Origin of the sequence: Streptomyces sp. NBC_01476 (assembly GCF_036227265.1) — a bacterium.
Classification (GTDB): domain Bacteria; phylum Actinomycetota; class Actinomycetes; order Streptomycetales; family Streptomycetaceae; genus Actinacidiphila.
The window spans coordinates 7,991,134-8,010,296 of sequence record NZ_CP109446.1 but is presented as its reverse complement, the minus strand read 5'-3'; the positions used below and the strand labels follow the sequence as shown (position 1 = coordinate 8,010,296).

Genomic DNA, 19,163 nt, shown 5'->3' with positions numbered 1-19,163 from the left:
GACCCCTCGGTCCCGACCTGCCCTGCACCCATCAGGAGAGAACCATGCAACGCTCCGTCCGTCACACCCGCAGCCTCCGCAGATCCGTCCCGCTCGCCGGCGCGGCGGCCGGGATCATGCTGCTCGCCGCCTGCGGAAGCGACTCGGGGGACACGTCGAGCGCCGCGGCCACCAGCAGCGGACCGCTCGCCGGCATCTGTCCGAGCACCGTGAAGATCCAGTCGAGCTGGTACCCGCAGCCGTCCAAGGGCGCGCTCTACCAGCTGGTCGGCCCGAACGGGACGATCAACACCAACAACGGCACGTACAGCGGCAAGGTCGGCGGTGTCACCGTCTCGGTCCTGGCCGGCGGCCCGTTCCTCGGCAACCAGTCCGTCATGGCGCGCATGTACCAGGACTCCTCGATCCTGCTCGGCGAGGTCAGCACGGACGACGCCATCGAGGTCTCGCAGAAGCAGCCCGTGATCGCCGTCGTGGCCACCTTGCAGAAGAGCCCCAAGGCGATCGTCTACGACCCGGCGACCTACCCCGGCCTGAAGTCGATAGCCGACGTGGAGAAGACGGGTGCGACCGTGCTCAAGGCCGGCGAGGACGCCTCCAGCGACCTCCTGGTCGCCAACGGCAGCCTCAAGTCCGGCCAGCTCGACTACAGCTACGACGGTTCCCCCGGACGCTTCATCACCGCGGACGGCAAGGACATGATCATCGACTACGCCGACGCCACCACGTACCGGTTCGAGCACCTCAAGCAGTGGGGTAAGCCGCTCAGCAGCCTCCCGCTCGCCGACGGCGGCTACACGACGTACGAGAACTCCCTGTCGGTCACGCCGGCGAACAGGACGAAGTACGACTCCTGCCTGAAGGCGCTCGTGCCCATGATCCAGAAGGCGGTCGTCGGCTACACGACGGATCCGGGCCCGGTGAACACGGCGATGGAGAAGTACGCGACCGAGGCGAAGAGCCCGACGACGCTGACGCCCGCTCAGGACGCCTACTCCGTCACCTTCATGAAGGACCACGGCGTGCTGGCGGCCGGCACCGACGGTGTGGTGGGCAGTTTCGACGCCGACCGCGTGAACAAGCTCATCACCGACATGGCACCGGTCGCCAAGAAGCAGCACATCACGGTCAAGAGCGGCCTCGCCGCTGACGCCCTGGTCACCAACGCCTACCTGGACACCACCGTCACGATGAAGTGAGCCCGTGGTGGCCGCGGCAGCACGGAAGGGGGGGCCGGTCCCCGGGGGTGACGGCGCGGCCTTCGACCGGGCGCGGCCGGGCGGGCGGAACACCGTGACCGGGCCACGGTGACCGGCTCGTGCCGGGTCGCCGTCCGGATCGCCGTCCGGGTCGCCGTCCCGATCGCCGTCATCCCGGGGGCAGTGGGCCGTCCTCGGTGGCCGCGGCACGCAGCCAGGCGGAATCGCGCAGGAGACGGAGGCCGTTGAGGCCCACGATGACGGTGGAGCCTTCATGGCCCGCGACGCCAAGGGGCAGCGGGAGCGTGCCGATCAGGTCCCAGGCGACCAGGACGGCCATGAAGGTCCCGGCGATGACCAGATTCTGCACGACCAGGCGGCGTGCCGCGCGGGACAGCCCGATCACCGCGGGGATGGCGGCGAGTTCGTCCCGGACCACCACCGCGTCCGCGGTGTCCAGGGCGAGGTCGGACCCGGCGCGGCCCATGGCGATCCCGGTATGGGCGGCGGCCAGCGCCGGGGCGTCGTTGACACCGTCACCGACGGCCAGCACGCTGCGTCCGCCGGCCTGGAGTTCGCGGATCGCGGCGACCTTGTGCTGCGGCAGCAGTTCGGAGCGTACGTCGCGGATGCCGACGTCGGCGGCCAGCCGGCGGGCGGCGCGCGCGTTGTCGCCGGTGATCAGTACCGGGGACGTCCCGGTCAGCCGGGTCAGGGCGGCGACGGCCGCGACGGCGTCGGACCGCGGCTTGTCGGCGATGCCCAGGACGCCCACCGGCCGGCCGTCGGCCAGCACGACAACCGCCGTACGTCCGGCCTGCTCCAGTACGGCCACCACGTCCCGGAAGGCGTCGGCGTGTTCGGAGAAGCGGGCGGGCGCGCCGATCCGGATCGTCCGCCCGCCCACCGTGGCGGTCACGCCAAGGCCCGGGGTGGAGGTGAAGTCGTCCGCCGCGGGCAGCGCGAGGCCGCGGGTGCGGGCGGCGCCGAGGACGGCGCGGGCGACCGGATGCTCGCTGTGGTGCTCGGCGGCGGCCGCCAGGGTCAGCAGGTCGTCCGGCGCGAGACCCGAACCGGGCAGCGGCGTCAGGTCGGTCAGCCGGGGAGCGCCCTCCGTCAGGGTGCCGGTCTTGTCCAGGGCGACGGCGTCGATCTGCCCGAGGCGTTCCATGACCACGGCGGACTTCACCAGGACGCCGTGCCGGCCGGCGTTGGCGATGGCGGACAGCAGCGGCGGCATCGTGGCCAGCACCACCGCGCACGGGGATGCCACGATCATGAAGGTCATCGCCCGTAGCAGTGTCGCCCGCAGGTCGGCGCCGAGGGCGAGAGGGAGGACGAAGAGGGCGAGCGTCGCCGCGACCATGAGGACCGAGTAGCGCTGTTCGACCTTCTCGATGAACAACTGCGTGGGGGCCTTGGTCCCGGAGGCTTCCGCGACCATCCGCACGATCCGGGCGATCACCGAGTCCGACGGATCGCGTTCCACCCGTACCCGCAGGGCGCCGGTGCCGTTGGCGGTGCCGGCGAAAACCTCGTCGCCGGGGCGTTTGGCGGCCGGCAGCGGCTCACCGGTGATGGTGGCCTGGTCGACGTCGCTCTCGCCCTCCAGTACGTGGCCGTCGGCGCCGATCCGCTCCCCCGGCCGCACCAGGATCGTGTCGCCCACCTTGAGCGCGCCGGACGCGACCGTCTCTTCGCCGCCGTCCACCAGCCGGGTCGCGGTCGCGGGCGCGAGGTCGAGCAGGCCGCGTACCGAGTCGGCGGTCCGCGCGGTGGCGATGGCCTCCAGGGCGCCGGAGCAGGCGAAGATGACGATCAGCAGGGCGCCGTCGAGCACCTGGCCGATCGCCGCGGCGCCGATCGCGGCGGCGACCATCAGCAGATCGACGTCCAGCGTCCGGTCCTTCAGTGCCTTCAGGCCGGCCAGTCCCGGCTCCCACCCGCCCATGACGTAGGTGCCGGCGAACAGCGGCCCCCAGGTCCACGCGGGGGCACCGAGCAGGTCGAGCGGCAGCGCGATCAGGAAGAGCGCCAGGGCGGCCAGCGCCCAGCGGGCCTCGGGCAGCGCCAGCAGGCGGGTGCGGCGTTGCGGGCCGGCCGCCACGGGGGCCGGCGGCGGGGCGGATCTGATCAGAGTCGAGGACATGGCGGCACTGGTTCCTTCACGGGAGGAGATCCGGCCTTCACACCATACAGGAACACTTGAACAGTCATTCATGTATTCAGCTCCGTACGATGGAGCCCATGGGCCACAGACCGAGCATCCCTGACAGCACCGCGGCGCCGCGCACCCCGCTGACCCCCGCCAACGCGGGCCAGGTCGCCACCACGCTCCAGGCGCTCTCCACGCCCTCCCGGCTGCTGATCCTGGGCCGGCTCCGCGAGGGGCCGTGCGCCGCCACCGAACTGGCGGCGGCGGCCGGCCTGGAGCAGTCGGCCTGCTCCCACCAGCTGCGGCTGCTGCGGAACCTCGGCCTGGTCACCGGGACCCGCAAGGGGCGCTCTGTCGTCTACGCGCTCCACGACAATCACGTCGCCGCGCTCCTGGACCAGGCCGTCTTCCACGTGGAGCATCTGCGGCTCGGACTCACCGACGCGGCGGCCGAGGCCGGCGCCTACGAGGCCGCGGGCGAGCCGGCAGCACACTGAGCCACGGGCTGTACTGGAGGACGCGGGGCCCGCTGTTTCGCGGCCGGTGCGATGGGCTCGGAGCTTTCCGACGCCGAGCTCTACCGGCGCGGCCGGCTGGACGGCGGCCTCGCCTATGCCCCGGAGTCGCTGCGCTGGATCTTTTCCGACCTGACCGAGGTGGAACTGCGCCGCATGCGCGACGAACCCGCCGAGTCCCCCTGCTTCGGCGAACCCTTCCTGTGGACGGCCCTCTTCCGCCGGGCCGGCGCGTGACGATGCCGGATCACCGGCGGCCGGCCGGTCGCGTGGGCGCCGCGGCGGGGCCGGCCGGGATGTTTGGCGTCCGGGACCACCCTGCCACAAGGGCCCCGGGTGTCCCGTTCGGACAGATGTTGTCGTTTTGGGACTCGCCACGCACTATGGCAGGAGATCTTCCACTGTCGACCCTGGAGGGGAGCGCCATGATCCGGTCCCGGACCGCCGCGATCCCTGTCATGGGCGTGCTCACGGCCGCACTGCTCGGCTGTTCCGCCACCGCTGCCACCGGCGTGTCGAACGCGGCCCCGGCCCGTCCCGTCGGCGGTCCTGCCGCGCACGTGCCGGCCGCCACCGCGTCCCCGTCCCCGACACCGACGCCGTCGCCGACGCCGCCCCCGGTGAACCGCAAGACCGCCACCGCCGAGCTGACCATCCCGTCCATCGGCATCAAGAACCTCCGCATCGTCCCGTACGAGGGGACGACGGACGACTGGCCCGGCACCCGGATCCAGGACCGCAGCCTGGCCGCCAGCCCCTACGGTCCGCACGGCGGTGTCGGGCCGGGTGAGATCGGCAACTACCTCGTCACCGGCCACCGCCTGTCCGCGGGCGGCCCGCTCAACAAGGTCCCCTCGCTCAAGGCGGGTCAGAAGGTCCTCGTCACCACGGGCGGCACGACCTACACGTACACGGTCACCGAGACCAGGAAGACCGACTTCCGCTCCGCGCGCTCTCTGGCCGAGCAGCGGGCGCCGGTGCCCGGCCACCCCGGCGAGAAGCCCACCAAGGCGATGATCACGGTCTCCACCTGCGCGACACCGGAGGACAACGCGGCGGGCAACTTCTGGCGTGACGCCAAGAACAACCCCCAGCACCGCATCGACAAGATCGGTGTCCTGACCTCCTGGTCGAAGGCGCCCGCCGGTTCCTGAACCCCGCCCGCACCCCGGCCACGGTGCTACACCCCGGTCACGGTGCTAGCTCTGCCGGCCGCGCAGCAACCGCTCCAGCAGCTTCTCGTCCTCCGCGGACAGTCCGGAGACGAAGCGGCTGAGCACCGCCGCGCGGTCGCCGCCGTGATCAAGGAAGTCGCGCATGCCGGCCGCCGCGTGGCCCGCCTCGTCGTGCAGCGGGGCGTAGAGGTAGCCGCGGCCGGCGCGCTCGCGGGTGACCAGGCCCTTCTCGTGCAGGCGGGTGAGGATCGTCAGAACGGTGGTGTAGGCGGGGTCGCCGGCCACCTGTTCGCGCACCGTGCCCGCGCCGACCGGTTCGCCGGCTGCCCACAGCGCCGCCAGCACCTCGGCCTCCAGCTCGCCGCGGGCACGGCGTCCTGATGCCGACTGGTCCTTCTCCTCGCCCACGCCTGCCAGCTCCTTCGCCATGAACGTCGAGCCCCGCCGCGGCCTCGGCCTCCGCCGGCCCAGCGGTGCGCCCAAGGTACTACGCGGCACGGTGCCGCCGGCCGCTCCGCCGCGGCCCGCACCGTCCCTGGCGGTCTTACGGAGGGAAGCCCGGCCGACCGTAAGGCCCCCAGGGAAGCTCCTGCCCCGCCGGAGCGGTCGCGCCAACTCCTACAACATGTAGTACGTTGGTCGGGCGGTCGTCGCGCCTTCACCGGCACGCCACCTCTGCGCCCTGTCAGGTCGATGGCGTGCGCGCGGCGACCGCCGACGCGCCCGTCAGCCACCCTCCGCGTAAGGACTTCCCATGCCTCAGGTGCGCCACTGGCTGCGTATCCCCGCGACCATGTTCGCCGCGGCGATCCTCATCGGCCTGGTCGCGGCACACACCTCGCTCGTCCAGCCCGATGAGTTCCATCTCGAACGGGTACTGCAGACGGACCTGCGCACCGGCTGGCTCACCACCGTGATGCTCGATGTGAGCGACGTGGTGTCACCGGTCGGCGGGCTGCTCGTCCTGGCGGCGGGGACGGCGTGGCTGCTCTTCGTCCGCCGCCGCCCGGTCGACGCGGTCGCCACTTTCCTGGTGGTGGCCGTTGGCTGGAACGCCGCCCAGCTCGGCAAGTTCATCGTGGCCCGGCACCGGCCGCCGGTGATGTACTCGCTCGCCCCGGAGACGGGTTCCGACAGCTTTCCCAGCGGCCACGTCTGCTTCACCGTGTCGGCCGCGCTGGCCCTGTACTTCCTGGCGCGCGGTACCCGGCACCAGCGGGCGGTGACCTGGCTCGGCTGCGCGGCCGTGGTGCTGGTCGCCTTCTCCCGGCTCTACATCGGCGCGCACTACCCGACCGACGTGGCCGGCTCGGTGCTCATCAGCTTCGCCGCCGTCGTCCTGCTGACCGGCGTGTGGCACCGCTGGCTGCTGCCGCGCCTCGACCGCGTCCCGCTCCTCGCCCGCTTCGGCCCGCTGCCGGGAACCGGCGGGACGGCCCGGCCCGCCGGGGACGAGGCGAAGCCGTTCACGGCACCCCGATCCGCGCACCGGCTGTCCGACTGATCCGTCCAGCACGTGCCGGCTGCCGGTCCCCTCCCGGACCGGCAGCCGGAGTCCGGTGTGCCCGCGTCAGTGCGGCAGGCCGCTGCCGTGCGGACCGTAGAGGTCGAGCAGCCGGGTGCGGGCGTCCTCCAGGCGGTGGCCGATGACCTCGGCGCAGGCGAGTACGAAGACGTAGCCGAAGGCCGGGTCCTCCTCGCAGAGCCGCCGGACGGCTGCCGCGTCGAACTCCCAGGCGCGCACGTCCGACAGGGCCTTGGCCGACATGTGCCAGCGGCGCGGCGGGAAGAGCCACGACCAGCCCAGCAGGGAGCCCTGTCCGAGGGTTTCGATCGCCGCCGCCGGCCGGCCGGGCACGTGCAGTTGCAGCGCCACCTCGCCGTCGCGGAGGAACCAGAACCGGTCGGCCTTCCCGCGCTCTTCGAAGATGCGGGTGCCGGCCGGGAAATCGACCTCCTCGGCCAGTGCCATGAGCTTGTCGCGGTGCTCGTCGGTGAGGGCGTCGAGCCGCCCCGCCATGGTCATCAGCCTGGTCGTCATGGTGTCCTCCGCATTCCCCTGCCGTGCTGCCGGTGCGGCGAACATCGGCCTCCTGGGCTCGTGACCTCATCGTCCGCCGGCCCGCCGCTCCCCGGCACGGGCCGAACGGCCCCAGGACGCAGGCCGTTCGGCGCAGACCGGGGCAGCCGAAGTGCCCGCCGGAGCCGAACCGCCCGGGATCCCCGCCCGGGCCACGTGCTGTCCAGGGCACTATGAACGGCATGACGTACTCCACCGGCGACCGCCCGCTCCCCCACCACCCGCCGATCCGGCTCCGGCAGGAGCGCGTGGTCTTCGCGCGCATGCTGACCACGCAGGACCGCATCGCCGACGCCATCACCGCGTTCGCAGGCACCATGACCTTCGTCTATCTGCACGCGGTCTGGTTCGCCGGGTGGATCGCGGTGAACGAGGGGGTGCTCGGCCCACGGGCGGTCTTCGACCGTTTCCCGTTCGGTCTGCTCACCATGATCGTGAGCCTGGAGGCGATCTTCCTGTCGACCTTCGTCATGGTGAGCCAGAACCGCCAGGCGACCCGGGAGAACGTCAGGGCCGACCTCGACTTCGAGACCAATCTGCGGGCCGAGGTGTGGTCGGTGCACATAGGCAAGGCGCTCGGGCTCAACCCCGAGCAGATCGAGGGGTACGTGCAGGACGCCATCGCGGCGAACCGCGCCCGCATGCTGCCTCCGGACCACCAGCCACAGCTGTCGGACCAGTGACCACGCGCCGGGACGCGGCCCGGTCACGGGTCCGCGCCGGGCGGCCGGTGCGGTCCTGGATCAGCGGCCGCAGATCCAGGCGCTCCCCCGGCCGGGCGCCGTCAGGCCCGGCCGTGCTCGGCCGGCACCGACCGCGAGACGGTGGTGAGGACGGTCAGACCCGTCGCTCCCGGGGTGGTCCGGGTGCGTCCCGCGACATCGACGGTCACGGCCTGGTACGCGGTGTCCGCGGCGAGGCAGTCGAGCCAGTCGTAGGCGAGGCCGATGGACGGCTGGGACATCGCGGCGGTCGCGTATCCGTCGGCGAGCGCCAGATCGGGTCCTATCACGGTGACCTGGGCCAGGCCCCTGGCGTGGCGGCCCGCCGCGGGGTCCCAGAGGGGGGTGCCGCGTTCCACGGTCCCGGACGTGGCGACGCCTCCGTCGTGGACCTCCGCCACCGCCAGCAGGCACCCGGGCAGGCAGGGGTCGGTGACACCCACCCGCCACACGGGGGCGTCGGACCGGTCGCCGGACCGGACCCGTACGTCCCCGCCCGCGTTCAGCGCGTGCCGGGCCAGGCCGCTGTCGGCGAGCAGTTCGCTGGCGCGTTCCGCGGCCCAGCCCTTGACCGCGGCGCAAGGGTCGAATTCCGGGTGCGGTCCGCCCGCCCAGGCGTCGAGGACACCGCCGCTGACTGCGTGCAGGTCGCCGCACAGTTCCAGGCGATGGCGGATCCCGTGCCCGTCCAGGTCGCCGCACGGGCCGGAAGTGTCCAGCAGGCCGTCCCCTGTCGGGTCGGCCGGGCTGTCGGGGTGGTAGGGCGAGAACACCTCGTCGACGTGGCGGAGGAACGCGAACGCCTCGCGCACCGCCGCCCCGAAGACGCGGACGTCCACCGTGTCGGGGGCCGCCACCGAGACGACGGTGCCGATCATGTGCTCCACGGCTGTGCGCATCGTGTTCACCGTCCCACTGCGTCGGGGGCGGCCCGCATCCGCGGCGGGCCGTCAGGAGTGCCGGGCACTGGCCCGGTCAGGTGCTCGCGAAGGCGCCGGCGGGCGTCACCCGCCACAGCGGTGGCCGGGCCCGAGGAGGAAGTCAAGACCGAGGACCGTGAAGATCTTGACCGCGAGGGGGTCGACCACGACCCGCAGCGCCAGCCCCCGCGCGACGGCCGCGTCGTGCATGGCGCACAGCACGTGCACGGTGGACGCGGTGACCAGTGGATGGTGCAGCCGGACCACCAGTTCGGTCTCCTCGCAGGCTTCCACGTGCGACCGGAGCGCACGGGCGACCGCGTCCCGGCACGGAAGGTCGATGACGCCGCTGATCTCCACGGCTACGCGGCCGCGTTCGCGGTACGCAACTACGTCCACGGGCGCGCTCAGGACCGCGCACCGGGGCGGCCCCGGCGGGGCGGGGAAGGCGGATGGGTCAGCGGCATGGCGTCTGCTCGTCTCGACTGGACGCGACAAGGTCACAGGCCGCTTCCTGACCTGCCGGAGACCCTAACAGTCAAGCCGGCCGAGCGCGATGGCGTACGCCGGGGCGCCACGGCTCACTTGACCGGCGCGCGCTGGCAGAGCGCGCGCCGTCTGCGGTGCGGTGTGGTGGCCTGAGGTCCGGCGTCACGGCAGACTGACTCCGGCAACAGCCGCAGGCGGAACGGACAGGCCGTCGAACGGCCGCCGGAGGGGGTCTCGTGACGCGTACGGTCCGGCCGGAAACCGCGGTCGACGGCTCCGCGGCAGCCGACGCGGTGGCGGGCGCACCCGCGCGGGAGGCGGAGACGCTGCGGCACGAGATCGCCGGCCTGCGCGCGACGATCGCCGCACGGGCGACGCTCGACATGGCCTGCGGAGTGGTCATGGCCGTGGGCCGCTGCTCGCTGCACGAGGCGAGCGGTGCGCTGCTGGCCGCCGCCGCGGCGACGGACACCGGCGTGGAGGAGTTCGCCGGCCTGCTGGTGGAAGGGATCGGCGGCGCGGAACTCGCCGACCCGGTGCGGTCGGCGCTGCGCACGGTCCTGGCGCAGTTACCGCCCACGAGTGCGGCAGCGGAGGCGGGACGATGAGGCAGCGGACGCCCGGCGACCTGTGCGGCGGGGCATCCGCGCCGGAGCGCGAAGCGCCCCGCGCCGAGGTCGCCTGTCTGCGGGAAGAAGCGACCGGGCTGCGGCGTGCCCTGGAGTCGTATCCGGTCATCGACATGGCGCGCGGGGTGATCATGGCCACCGCCCCCTGCACGAAGGAGCAGGCATGGCAGCTCCTGGTGGAGGTCTCGCAGCACGCCAACGTCAAGGTGCGCGATGTCGCCCGATCCGTCGTCGACGGGGTCAGTGGTACGCCCCTGCCGCCGGAGGTGCACCGCGCCCTGGTGGTCGCGCTGCGGCGGGTGCGTGCCGCGCGCGGCACCTGATGGCGGATGATGTCCGTCGTGGCCGTCGCCACGGTCGCAGTCGTGGTCGCAGTCGCGGTCCCCGGCACAGGTGCGGAGGTGAGTGGGTGAGGTCCGGCCGTCCGGACGAAGAGGGCGAGCGGGGAACGGGGCCGGCCCGGATCCCTGATGCGGACCGGCGTGTCTTCACCCGTGCGCTGGCGGATGCCATGGCCGGCCAGGAGGCGCACGCGGTCCCGGCCCGCCTCTGCCAGGCGTGCGTGGACCTGCTCGACATCAGCGGCGCCTCGGTCTCCCTGTCCGGTGAACCGGGGCTCGGCGCCCTGTGGTGGTCGAGCGACCCGGTGGCCGCGCAACTGGCAGAGGCGCAGTACAGCCTGGGTGACGGCCCGTGCCGCAGCGCGCTGCGGCTGGTCGCTCCGGTGCTGGCGGGCGATCTCACCGACCGGGCGGACGCCTGGCGCTGGCCGGTCTTCGCCCAGCGGGCGCTGGAACTGGGGGTGCGTGCGGTGTTCTCCTTCCCGCTGGGCAGCGGGGCGGTGGGAGTCGGCACGCTCGACCTCTACCGCCGGGCTCCTGGTCCGCTGAGCGCGCGGGACATGGCGTTCGCCTTCCCGGCGAGCGATGCCATCACCTTCGCCCTGATGAAGATTCAGACGAGCGCGGAAGCGGTGTCGGACAACGGGCACGACATGTCGTCGTGGCTGGACGCCGCCGAGTCCGATCACGCCGAAGTGCACTACGCCACGGGCATGGTGATGGTGCAGCTCGGGGTCGATCCACAGCACGCACTGGCCCGGCTGCGCGCGTACGCTTTCGCCGAAGGCCGGACGATCACCGACGTCGCGCGCGGGGTCATCGCGCGCACAGTGCGCTTCGATGAGTAGAGGGGGATGGTGAGTCCGGTATGAGCCGACTACGGCACGTCACCGAGGCGTTCATGAGCGTCACGGACACTTTCGACACGCGGGTCGACCCGTTGGTCCTCGCCGACCGGCTCGTCAGCCACTGCGTACGTCTCACCGGTGCGGACTCGGCCGGTCTCATGATGGTCACCGCTCGCGGCCGGCTCCGGACGGTGGCGGTCTCCGACGAGCGGGGCGATGTGCTGGAGATGCTGCAGGTGCGGACCGGTGAGGGCCCCTGCGTCGACTGCCTGCGGATCCGGCACACGGTCGAGGCACCCGACCTCGCCGCGGCCACCGGCCGCTGGCCGCGGTTCACGGCCGCGGCGCTCGACGCCGGGTTCCGGGGGGCCGCCGCGGTGCCGGTTCGGGTCCAGGACCAACAGGTGGGCTCCCTCAACTTGTTGGCGGACGCCACCGGCACGCTGACGCCGGACGACCTGGCGCTGCTGGCGGCCCTGGCCAGGGTGGCGGCGACCGCGATGATGCAGTGGCAGTCCGACACGGCACGGCCCTCCGACATCCTCACCCGGATCCAGTCGGTGATCTCCGCCAAGACGTCTCTGGAGACGGCACTGGGCATGCTCGCGGCCGGCGGCGGCCTGACCATCCCCGAAGCCGCGCTCGCCCTGCGGAGGCACGCACTGCGCACCGGCATCCGCCCCGCCGAGGCGGCCCAGGCCCTGCTGGGGCGCACCCTGAGCGTCCAGGACGTCCTCTCCTCCCCGTAGCGGCCTCCCCGCAGCGGGCCGGGCGGGCACTCCGTCGCTGTACGGGCGGCCGGACGCGTGGGAGGCTTGAACGGAGTCGGCTGCTCTTCGTGTCCCTTTCCGGACCGGACGGTCGGCGGGATGTCGGAGTCATCTCCCCGGGCTGGAGCCCTGTGGTCCCCGGCGGCACATCTGATGCCGATCAGCGGGCCGGAGCGCTCGCGCGAGGGGACGACCATGAAGGGCACACCGGATCCCGGGACACCGGATCTGACCGCACTGCTGCTCACCACGAAGACGCTGGAGGAGTTCCTGCTCGCGCTCGCGGTGCGCTCGATGGACCAGGCTCCGTCCTGCGACGGCTGCGGGATCACCCTGGAGCGGGACGGGCGCCCGCTGACCGTGGCCAGCACGGGTGCCACCGCCTCCCGGCTGGACGAGAAGCAGTACGGCCAGGACGACGGACCCTGCCTGCAGGCGCTGCGGACCGGGCAGGAGGTCTCGGTGACCGACATGCCGGCCGAGCGGCGCTGGGGCGACTATCCGGCGTACGCGGTCTCCTGCGGGACCAACTCGTCCCTGTCGCTGCCCATCGCCTCCCGCACGGACACCGCGGGAGCCATCAATCTCTACGCCGGCAGCCCGGACGGATTCGCCGACGCCGACCTCGCCGTGCTGCGGTCGCTCGCCGCGCAGGCGACCGGTGCCATCGCGCTTGCCCAACGGCTGGCCGACGTGCAGGTCTTCAACGACGGCCTGCAGGCCGAGCTGAAGTCCCGCGCCACCGTCGACCGGGCGACCGGCGTCGTCATCGCGCAGCGGCACTGCACCCCGCAGCGGGCGACCGCCATCCTCAGGTCCGGCGCCCGGCGCCGCGGGATCACGCTGCACGAGGTGTGCGCCGAACTCCTCGGCGGCTTCGGGGAACCGCCGGACGGCCGGGATCTCGACCCCGCCCCTGACCGGCCACTGTGAGAGCCGGCACAGTACCCGCCGGTAGCACGTAAAGGCACAAACGTGGTAGTTGTCGCGAGGGGCAACGATGGATTGCCGGGCGGAGGACGGACGGAGCGCGGGTGCCCGATCATCAGGACGCGACGGGCGCGAAGGTGTCATCCACCACCTCGCTCTCCTATGAGGGCAGTCCGGAGTCCATCTCCGCGGCTCGCCGGCTGGCCGCCGCCTTCCTGGAGGACCCGCGCCACTGGCCGGAGCAGCCGCCCTCGCACCGGGTCACGCTCGATGTCCAGCTGATCGTGAGCGAACTGGTCACCAACGCGGTGAAGTACGCACCCGGTCCGTTCCTGCTGTCCCTGCGGATCGCCGGCCGGCTACTGGAGATCTCCGTCACCGACAGCAGCCCGGAGCCGCCGGTCCCCCGCGGACCCGGACCCGGGCGGGCCGGCGGCCACGGCCTGGAGATCGTGCTGGCGCTGAGCGAGAGCTTCGAGGTCTACCAGGAGCCGGTCGGCAAACGCCTCACCGCCCGCGTCGACCTGGACGCCGGCTCCGGCTGATATACCTTCGCGCATGTTACGCACCGCAGAATCACGGACGACGCGCGCACTGGTCCTGGCGTTGGTCATGATGGGGTCCGCCCTGTTCTTCTCACCCGCGGCCGTCGCGGAGGATGTGAAGGCACCGGCCGACTTCGTCGCCCTCGCCTCGGTCGACCCCTCCGTCATCCAGGAGATCCGCTACGCGACGCCGCACAATTTCGTCGGAACACCCGTGGACGGCTATGTCCAGCCGGTCTGCATCCTCACCAGGCCGGCCGCTCTCGCGCTCCACCGGGTCCAGCAGAAGCTGCTGCGGACCGGCTACTCGCTCAAGGTCTACGACTGTTACCGCCCCCAGCGTGCCGTCGACAACTTCGTCCGCTGGGCGCAGGACCTCGACGACCAGCGGATGAAGGGCGAGTTCTATCCCGACGAGGACAAGACCGATCTCTTCACCGACGGCTACATCGCCGCGCAGTCCGGCCACAGCAGGGGCAGCACCATGGACCTCACCGTCGTCCGGCTCCCGGCCGTCGGGACCCGTCCGTATGTCCCGGGTGAGCCGCTGGTGCCCTGTTACGCGGACCGTGCCGCCCGTTTCCCCGACAACTCCATCGACATGGGCACCGGCTTCGACTGCTTCGACACGCTCGCCAACACCCTGGACCCCCGGATCACCGGTGCGCCGCTGGCCAACCGGCTGAGGCTCAAGAAGGCCATGGAAGCGGCCGGTTTCACCAATCTGCCGGTCGAGTGGTGGCACTACACCCTCGACAACGAGCCCTACCCGTCGACGTACTTCGACTTCCCCGTCACCCGGGCGTCGTTGAGCTGACCCGGCGCCGGCGCTCCTCCCCCGCCCGGCTCGGCGGGGAGGAGCACCTTTCCTACGGGGCCTGCTTGTAGGGCCGGACCGCTTCGGTGGTGGCGGCCATCGCCTCGGTGGTCTGGTCGTAGGTGCGCTGTGCGACGGCGATGTAGAGCAGGTCGAGAACGGCCATCTGGGCGTGCCGGCTGAGGATGCTGGCGTGCCCGGGGGCGTCGGTGGGGACCGCGGTGGTCAGGACCAGGTCGACGCGGCGGGCCAGCGGGGAGCGGGGGTCGTTGGTGACAGCGACCGTGGTGGCGCCGCGGGCGGCCGCTTCCGCGGCCAGGTCGGTGACTTCGCGGGTGCTGCCGCTGTGCGAGATGGCGAGCATCACATCGAGCGGCCCGAGCAGGGCCGCGCCGGTGAGGGCCACCTGGGTGTCGCTCCACGACCAGGCGGGGACGCCGATCCGGAAGATGCGGTGCTGGAACTCGGTGCCCATGCCCGCGCTGCCGCCCGCCCCGCAGATCTCGACGCGGCGGGCTCCGGCGATCGCCGAGGCGGTCTTCTCGACGGCCGCGAGGTCGAGGCGGCCCAGGGTCTCGCCGACCGAGTGGCGGACGGCCGCGGAAATGGCGTCGGCGACCTGGGCGAGGCCGTCGCGCTCCGAGATCTGCCGGCCGATGTTGGCCTGCCAGGTCTCGCGTTCGGTGCGGCCGGTGTCGGACGCGAGGGCGATCCGCAGCGCGGCGTAGCCGGGCAGGCCCAGCGAGCGGCAGAACCGGGTGATGCTGCCGGTGGAGACCCGGCAGGCGTCGGCGAGGTCGAGGATGGTCATCCGGGCCACCGCGGCGGGGTCGTCGAGGATCAGCTCGGCGGTCGCGCGCTGGGCTTCGGGCAGTCCGGGCAGCAGTCCGCGGATGCGGTCGACGACTCCGTCGTCGGTGGCCTCGAAAGCTGTACGCATAGGGCGATTCCTCCCGGATGGGCAAAGAATTATTCTCCATTGCTGTGCCGAGGAGTGTCAACGCCGCTCTCTGACCCTTGACGTGGCCGGTGAGCGGCGTGCAGAGTCCCTCAGCGGAGAATAATTTTTCTTCGACTCTGGAGCGCACCCGATGACATCCCTTGATGAAGGCGGCCGCGGCGGCACCCGGCGGCGCGCGAGACGGCTGATCAGGCCGCTGACCGGAGCGGCGGTGTGCCTCGGTCTGACGGCAGCCGTCCTCACCGGCGCCGGCGCCGCCACGGCCACGACCGCCCCCACGGCCCCGGCCACCGCAGGCCGCCCCGCGGTGATCCCGGCACTCGACAACTGGACCGCTGCGAAGGGCTCGTTGCGGCTCGGCCCGAGGTCCAGGATCGACACCGACGCGGCAAGCCGGTCCACCGCGGTGACGCTCGCGGAGGACCTGCGGCAGGCCCGCGGCTGGCGGATCCCGGTGGTCAGCGGCCCCGCCCGCCCCGGCGACATCGTGCTGCGCACCGACTCACGGCGCGCCGACCTCGGCACGGAGGGGTACGCGCTGCGGATCGGCGCCGAGGCGCAGGTGACCGGCCGTACCGGCGGCGGCGTCTTCTATGGCACCCGGACGATCCTGCAACTGCTCACCGCGGGCGCCGCGTTGCCGGCCGGCAGCACCACCGACGTACCAGCCGCCAGGGAACGCGCGGTCGGCGTCTGCGCCTGCTACACCTACAACACCGACGCCTGGTTCGACCGTCTGATCAAGGACATGGCGTACCTCAAGCTCAACACGCTGCACGTGGAGCTGAAGGTCCGCAGCGACGCCTACCCGGCGATCAACACGTTCTCCTACTACACCAAGCCGGAGATCCGCTCGCTGGTCGCGCTCGCCGCCAAGTACCACATCACGGTGATCCCGGAGATCAACTCCCCCGGGCACGTGGACCCGTACATCACGCCGTACCCCGATCTGCAGCTCACCAACTCCGCAGGGGTCAAGGACCCGACCCGGCTGGACGTCACCAACCCCGCGTCGTTCACCTTCTACACGCACCTGATCGACGAGGACCTGAGCGTGTTCCCCGGCCCCTCTTTCCACATGGGCGCCGATGAGTACATGGTCAACTCGGCCTACTCCAACTTCCCGCAGCTGCTGGCCTACGCCCAGGCGAAGTTCGGGCCCGGTGCCACCGCCCAGGACGCGTACATCGACTTCGTCAACCGGGTCGACACCTATGTGCGCTCCAAGGGCCGGACCCTGCGGATCTGGAACGACGGCCTGACCGGCGCCAACACCGTGCCGCTCAACAAGGGCATCGTCATCGAGCACTGGCTGCCGGAGAAGGTCACCACCCAGCAGCTCCTCGACTCCGGCTACCAGGTCATGAACGCCACCGACGCCTGGTACTACGTACGCGGCAGCTACCAGCCCGACGCCGAGCGGCTCTACGACGCCGGGTGGACCCCGCTGGACTTCGCCGACCAGACGGTCACCGACCCCGGCTCGCGCGTCACCGGAGCCGAGTACATGGTCTGGCCCGACAACTACGGCAAGGAGAACGAGAACACCACCCAGCAGCAGATGACCACCTCGCTGCGCGCCTTCGCCCAGGGTGTGTGGGGCAGCCCCCGGCCCACCGCTGACTACGCCGGCTTCACCGCACTGGCCGACGCCATCGGCCACGCCCCCGGCTGGGGTCCGCAGTGGGTCCAGCCGCTGCCCGAAGGCACTTACCGGCTCAGTGCCGCGGGCCGTGCGCTGACCGCCGCCGGCACTGCCGGCACCCCGCTGGCCACCGGCCGCACCGCGGGCTCCTGGCACCTGGCGCCCACCGCCGACGGCTACTACCGGATCACCGACAGCGGCAGCGGGCGGTGCGCCGACGTGAGCCACGGCGCCATGAACAACATGCACGTGGTGGTGGAGGAGGGCGCGGCGGCGACCGCGGAGACCTGCGCCGCCTCCGAGAGCCAGAAATGGCAGCTCGAACCCGTCCCCGGCGGCTACCGGGTCGTCGACGCCATCACCCAGCAGACGCTCCAGGCGCCCCGGGCGGGCGGCCCGGTCGTCCAGCAACCGCGTGACGTCGCAAGCAATGACGTCTGGCGGATCACCGCGGTCCGGGGGCGGTCATGATCAGCCGCAGGGATCTGCTGCGCACCGGCACGGCCGCCACCGCGGCCGCGGCCACCGCGGCGCTGACGGCCGGCCGGGCGGGCGCGGCCCCCGGGCTCCCCGCGACCGGCTCCCCCGCCGGCTCCCCCGCCGCCGGCCCGGCCGGCCGGGTCCGGCCCGCCTCTGTACTGGCCGTCGACCCGGCCGACACCCCTGAGCAGATCATCGCCAAGGCCGCCGCGATCGTTCCCCGGCCGCCCCAAGTCGCCTGGCAGGAACGGAAGGTGACCGGGTTCACCCACTTCGGGATGAACACCTTCACCGACCGGGAGTGGGGCTCGGGCTGCGAGGACGAGGCGTGGTTCGCCCCCACCGGCGCCGACATCGACCAGTGGATGCGCGCCTACCGGGCGGCCGGGATGAAGCAGGTGATGCTCACCGCCAAGCACCACGACGGCTTCGTGGTGTACCCCACCCGCTACAGCAACCACTCCGTCGTGGCCAGCCCGTGGTGGTATCGCGGCGGCGCCCCGGACGCCGCGGCCCGCCGGGCCCGGGAACGCGCCACCGCGGCCCGCGGCGAGGACTCCTCGGCGTTCTGGCGGATCCGCGGCGCGGGCAACATCAACCCGGCCGGCGACCTCCTCGGCACCTACCTGCGGGCCGCGCGCGCAGCGGGCCTGAAGGTCGGCGTCTACCTCTCCCCCGCCGACGGCGCCGAACTGCCGCACGCCTGGCACGAGACGTTCGTCCAGCAGATCGTCGCCAAGCACGACGCGGGCGGGCAGCTCAGCACGGAGGAGCAGTCGACGTACGACGACCGGGCCCGGACGCCGGCCGGGATGGGGCGCTACGGCAGCGGCAGCGCGGTCACCGCCAGGACCATTCCGACCCTGGTCGAGGAGGACGACCGGGCGCACGCGCTCGCGGCCGGCCGGCTGCCCCGCTTCCAGGTCATGGCGGACGACTACAACGCGTACTACCTCAACCAGCTGTACGAGCTGTTCACGCAGTACGGTCCGATCGACGAACTGTGGCTGGACGGCGCCAACCCGTGGACGTCCAGCGGCATCAGTGAGGCGTACGACTTCACCGCCTGGTTCGCGCTGATCCATGCTTTGTCACCGGACACGGTCACCTTCGCCGGGCCGCAGGGGACCCGCTGGGTCGGCAACGAGGGCGGCTCGGCGCGGCTGACCGAGTGGAGTGTGACCCCGGCGACCGCCGATCCGGCCACGGCCCACGGCGAGGGGCTGCTGCCGCACGGCGCACAGGTCACCGACATCGGGTCGGACGCGGCGATCACCGCGCCCGGGGTGAAGTTCCTCCAGTGGTTCCCGGCCGAGGCGGACGTGTCGATCCGGCCCGGCTGGTTCTGGCACCCGTCCGAACACCCCAGGACCGCCGAGCAGTTGACGGACATCTACCGGACGTCGGTGGGCCGTAACGCGGTCATGCTGCTGAATGTCCCGCCGAACACCGACGGCCGTGTGGACGACGCCGACGTGGCCGCGCTCACCGGCTTCGGCCGCACCATCGCGGCGACTTACGGCCGCAACCTCCTCACCGGTGCCCAACCGTCGTCCCTGGCGCGGACGTTGACCGACGGCCGACTCGACACTTCGTGGTCGCCGCCGCGCGGGGCACCGACCGGCACGCTCGAACTGCGCCTGCTGGACGGCCTGTTCTTCGACCAGGTGTGGCTCGGCGAGGACATCCGGCACGGGCAGCACGTGGAAGAGTTCGAGGTCGCCGTCTGGGACGGCACGGCATGGACCGCGATCGCCGAAGGCACCACCATCGGCTACTCCCGGATCCTCGCCGTCCCCGCGCAGAGCGCCGCCCGGCGGCTGCGGGTCACCGTCACCCGTTCCCGGGCCACTCCCCGGCTGTCCACCCTGGGCCTGTACCGCACTCCGGCACCGGTCGCGGGGAGCTGACCCGCTGGCTCCGGGGGCGGTCGTCGCGATGA

Annotated in this window: 20 protein-coding genes and 1 pseudogene; 15 read left to right on the top strand and 6 right to left on the bottom strand. The window is 72.3% G+C overall.

What is annotated here, in order from left to right; all coding sequences use genetic code 11:
- Nucleotides 1-44: 44 nt before the first annotated feature.
- Entirely contained in the window at nucleotides 45-1,199 is a 1,155-nt protein-coding gene (locus OG552_RS34790; RefSeq protein ID WP_329139909.1) for a hypothetical protein, read from the top strand.
- Nucleotides 1,200-1,368: 169 nt separating this feature from the next.
- Here OG552_RS34790 and OG552_RS34785 read toward each other — a convergent pair whose 3' ends face one another.
- A complete protein-coding gene (locus OG552_RS34785) occupies nucleotides 1,369-3,348 on the bottom strand; it encodes a heavy metal translocating P-type ATPase (RefSeq protein ID WP_329139907.1) in 1,980 nt (659 codons plus the stop codon).
- 98 nt (nucleotides 3,349-3,446) lie between these two features.
- Here OG552_RS34785 and OG552_RS34780 point away from each other — a divergent pair, with 98 nt between their 5' ends.
- The 3 genes and pseudogenes from OG552_RS34780 (at nucleotide 3,447) to OG552_RS34770 (ending at nucleotide 5,023) form a co-directional block, all read left to right on the top strand.
- Nucleotides 3,447-3,851 carry an ArsR/SmtB family transcription factor gene (locus OG552_RS34780; protein WP_329139904.1) on the top strand — a complete coding sequence of 135 codons (405 nt, stop codon included), beginning with the start codon at nucleotides 3,447-3,449 and terminating at the stop codon, nucleotides 3,849-3,851.
- A gap of 33 nt (nucleotides 3,852-3,884) precedes the next feature.
- Nucleotides 3,885-4,106 (top strand): annotated as a pseudogene (locus OG552_RS34775) (SAM-dependent methyltransferase); the annotation flags it as partial.
- Nucleotides 4,107-4,327: 221 nt separating this feature from the next.
- Nucleotides 4,328-5,023 (top strand): sortase domain-containing protein, encoded by a 696-nt coding sequence (locus tag OG552_RS34770; protein WP_329139903.1) that lies wholly within the window; start codon nucleotides 4,328-4,330, stop codon nucleotides 5,021-5,023.
- 45 nt (nucleotides 5,024-5,068) lie between these two features.
- Here the strand turns inward: OG552_RS34770 and OG552_RS34765 are convergent, their stop codons facing one another.
- Complete coding sequence (locus OG552_RS34765; protein WP_329139900.1) at nucleotides 5,069-5,452, bottom strand: BlaI/MecI/CopY family transcriptional regulator; 384 nt, start codon at nucleotides 5,450-5,452, stop codon at nucleotides 5,069-5,071.
- Nucleotides 5,453-5,798: 346 nt separating this feature from the next.
- On the opposite strand from OG552_RS34765, the gene OG552_RS34760 reads away from it, so the two are divergent.
- Nucleotides 5,799-6,548, top strand: coding sequence for a phosphatase PAP2 family protein (locus tag OG552_RS34760; protein WP_329139899.1), 750 nt, complete (start codon nucleotides 5,799-5,801; stop codon nucleotides 6,546-6,548).
- A gap of 66 nt (nucleotides 6,549-6,614) precedes the next feature.
- Here OG552_RS34760 and OG552_RS34755 read toward each other — a convergent pair whose 3' ends face one another.
- On the bottom strand, nucleotides 6,615-7,085 hold the full coding sequence (locus OG552_RS34755) for a cyclic nucleotide-binding domain-containing protein (RefSeq protein WP_329139897.1): 471 nt from the start codon (nucleotides 7,083-7,085) through the stop codon (nucleotides 6,615-6,617).
- Between the two features lie 221 nt (nucleotides 7,086-7,306).
- Here OG552_RS34755 and OG552_RS34750 point away from each other — a divergent pair, with 221 nt between their 5' ends.
- Nucleotides 7,307-7,807, top strand: coding sequence for a DUF1003 domain-containing protein (locus OG552_RS34750; RefSeq protein ID WP_329139896.1), 501 nt, complete (start codon nucleotides 7,307-7,309; stop codon nucleotides 7,805-7,807).
- Nucleotides 7,808-7,908: 101 nt separating this feature from the next.
- Here the strand turns inward: OG552_RS34750 and OG552_RS34745 are convergent, their stop codons facing one another.
- The gene (locus OG552_RS34745) at nucleotides 7,909-8,745 is read right to left on the bottom strand and encodes an FAD:protein FMN transferase (protein ID WP_329139894.1); all 837 of its coding nucleotides are present in this window, start codon (nucleotides 8,743-8,745) and stop codon (nucleotides 7,909-7,911) included.
- Nucleotides 8,746-8,850: 105 nt separating this feature from the next.
- Nucleotides 8,851-9,165, bottom strand: coding sequence for a hypothetical protein (locus tag OG552_RS34740; RefSeq protein WP_329139892.1), 315 nt, complete (start codon nucleotides 9,163-9,165; stop codon nucleotides 8,851-8,853).
- Between the two features lie 326 nt (nucleotides 9,166-9,491).
- On the opposite strand from OG552_RS34740, the gene OG552_RS34735 reads away from it, so the two are divergent.
- From OG552_RS34735 to OG552_RS34705, 7 genes are all read left to right on the top strand, one after another.
- A complete protein-coding gene (locus OG552_RS34735; RefSeq protein ID WP_329139890.1) occupies nucleotides 9,492-9,863 on the top strand; it encodes a hypothetical protein in 372 nt (123 codons plus the stop codon).
- Complete coding sequence (locus OG552_RS34730; protein ID WP_329139888.1) at nucleotides 9,860-10,207, top strand: ANTAR domain-containing protein; 348 nt, start codon at nucleotides 9,860-9,862, stop codon at nucleotides 10,205-10,207. The genes OG552_RS34735 and OG552_RS34730 overlap by 4 nt, the downstream gene beginning before the upstream one ends.
- An 86-nt stretch (nucleotides 10,208-10,293) precedes the next feature.
- A complete protein-coding gene (locus tag OG552_RS34725; protein WP_329139886.1) occupies nucleotides 10,294-11,073 on the top strand; it encodes a GAF and ANTAR domain-containing protein in 780 nt (259 codons plus the stop codon).
- 20 nt (nucleotides 11,074-11,093) lie between these two features.
- On the top strand, nucleotides 11,094-11,822 hold the full coding sequence (locus OG552_RS34720) for a GAF and ANTAR domain-containing protein (RefSeq protein ID WP_329139884.1): 729 nt from the start codon (nucleotides 11,094-11,096) through the stop codon (nucleotides 11,820-11,822).
- 216 nt (nucleotides 11,823-12,038) lie between these two features.
- Nucleotides 12,039-12,776 carry a GAF and ANTAR domain-containing protein gene (locus OG552_RS34715; protein WP_329139882.1) on the top strand — a complete coding sequence of 246 codons (738 nt, stop codon included), beginning with the start codon at nucleotides 12,039-12,041 and terminating at the stop codon, nucleotides 12,774-12,776.
- Nucleotides 12,777-12,877: 101 nt separating this feature from the next.
- Nucleotides 12,878-13,318 carry an ATP-binding protein gene (locus tag OG552_RS34710; protein WP_329139880.1) on the top strand — a complete coding sequence of 147 codons (441 nt, stop codon included), beginning with the start codon at nucleotides 12,878-12,880 and terminating at the stop codon, nucleotides 13,316-13,318.
- 13 nt (nucleotides 13,319-13,331) lie between these two features.
- On the top strand, nucleotides 13,332-14,135 hold the full coding sequence (locus OG552_RS34705; RefSeq protein WP_443071111.1) for a M15 family metallopeptidase: 804 nt from the start codon (nucleotides 13,332-13,334) through the stop codon (nucleotides 14,133-14,135).
- A 52-nt stretch (nucleotides 14,136-14,187) separates the two neighbouring features.
- On the opposite strand, the gene OG552_RS34700 is transcribed toward OG552_RS34705, so the two are convergent.
- Nucleotides 14,188-15,075 (bottom strand): MurR/RpiR family transcriptional regulator, encoded by an 888-nt coding sequence (locus OG552_RS34700; RefSeq protein ID WP_329139878.1) that lies wholly within the window; start codon nucleotides 15,073-15,075, stop codon nucleotides 14,188-14,190.
- A 151-nt stretch (nucleotides 15,076-15,226) separates the two neighbouring features.
- Between OG552_RS34700 and OG552_RS34695 the strand changes: the two genes are divergently transcribed.
- Together OG552_RS34695 and OG552_RS34690 are read left to right on the top strand one after the other, a co-directional pair.
- Nucleotides 15,227-17,212, top strand: a complete 1,986-nt coding sequence (locus OG552_RS34695) for a family 20 glycosylhydrolase (protein ID WP_329139876.1) — start codon at nucleotides 15,227-15,229, stop codon at nucleotides 17,210-17,212.
- Entirely contained in the window at nucleotides 17,209-19,131 is a 1,923-nt protein-coding gene (locus OG552_RS34690; protein ID WP_329139875.1) for an alpha-L-fucosidase, read from the top strand. The genes OG552_RS34695 and OG552_RS34690 overlap by 4 nt, the downstream gene beginning before the upstream one ends.
- The last annotated feature ends 32 nt before the right edge of the window (nucleotides 19,132-19,163 follow it).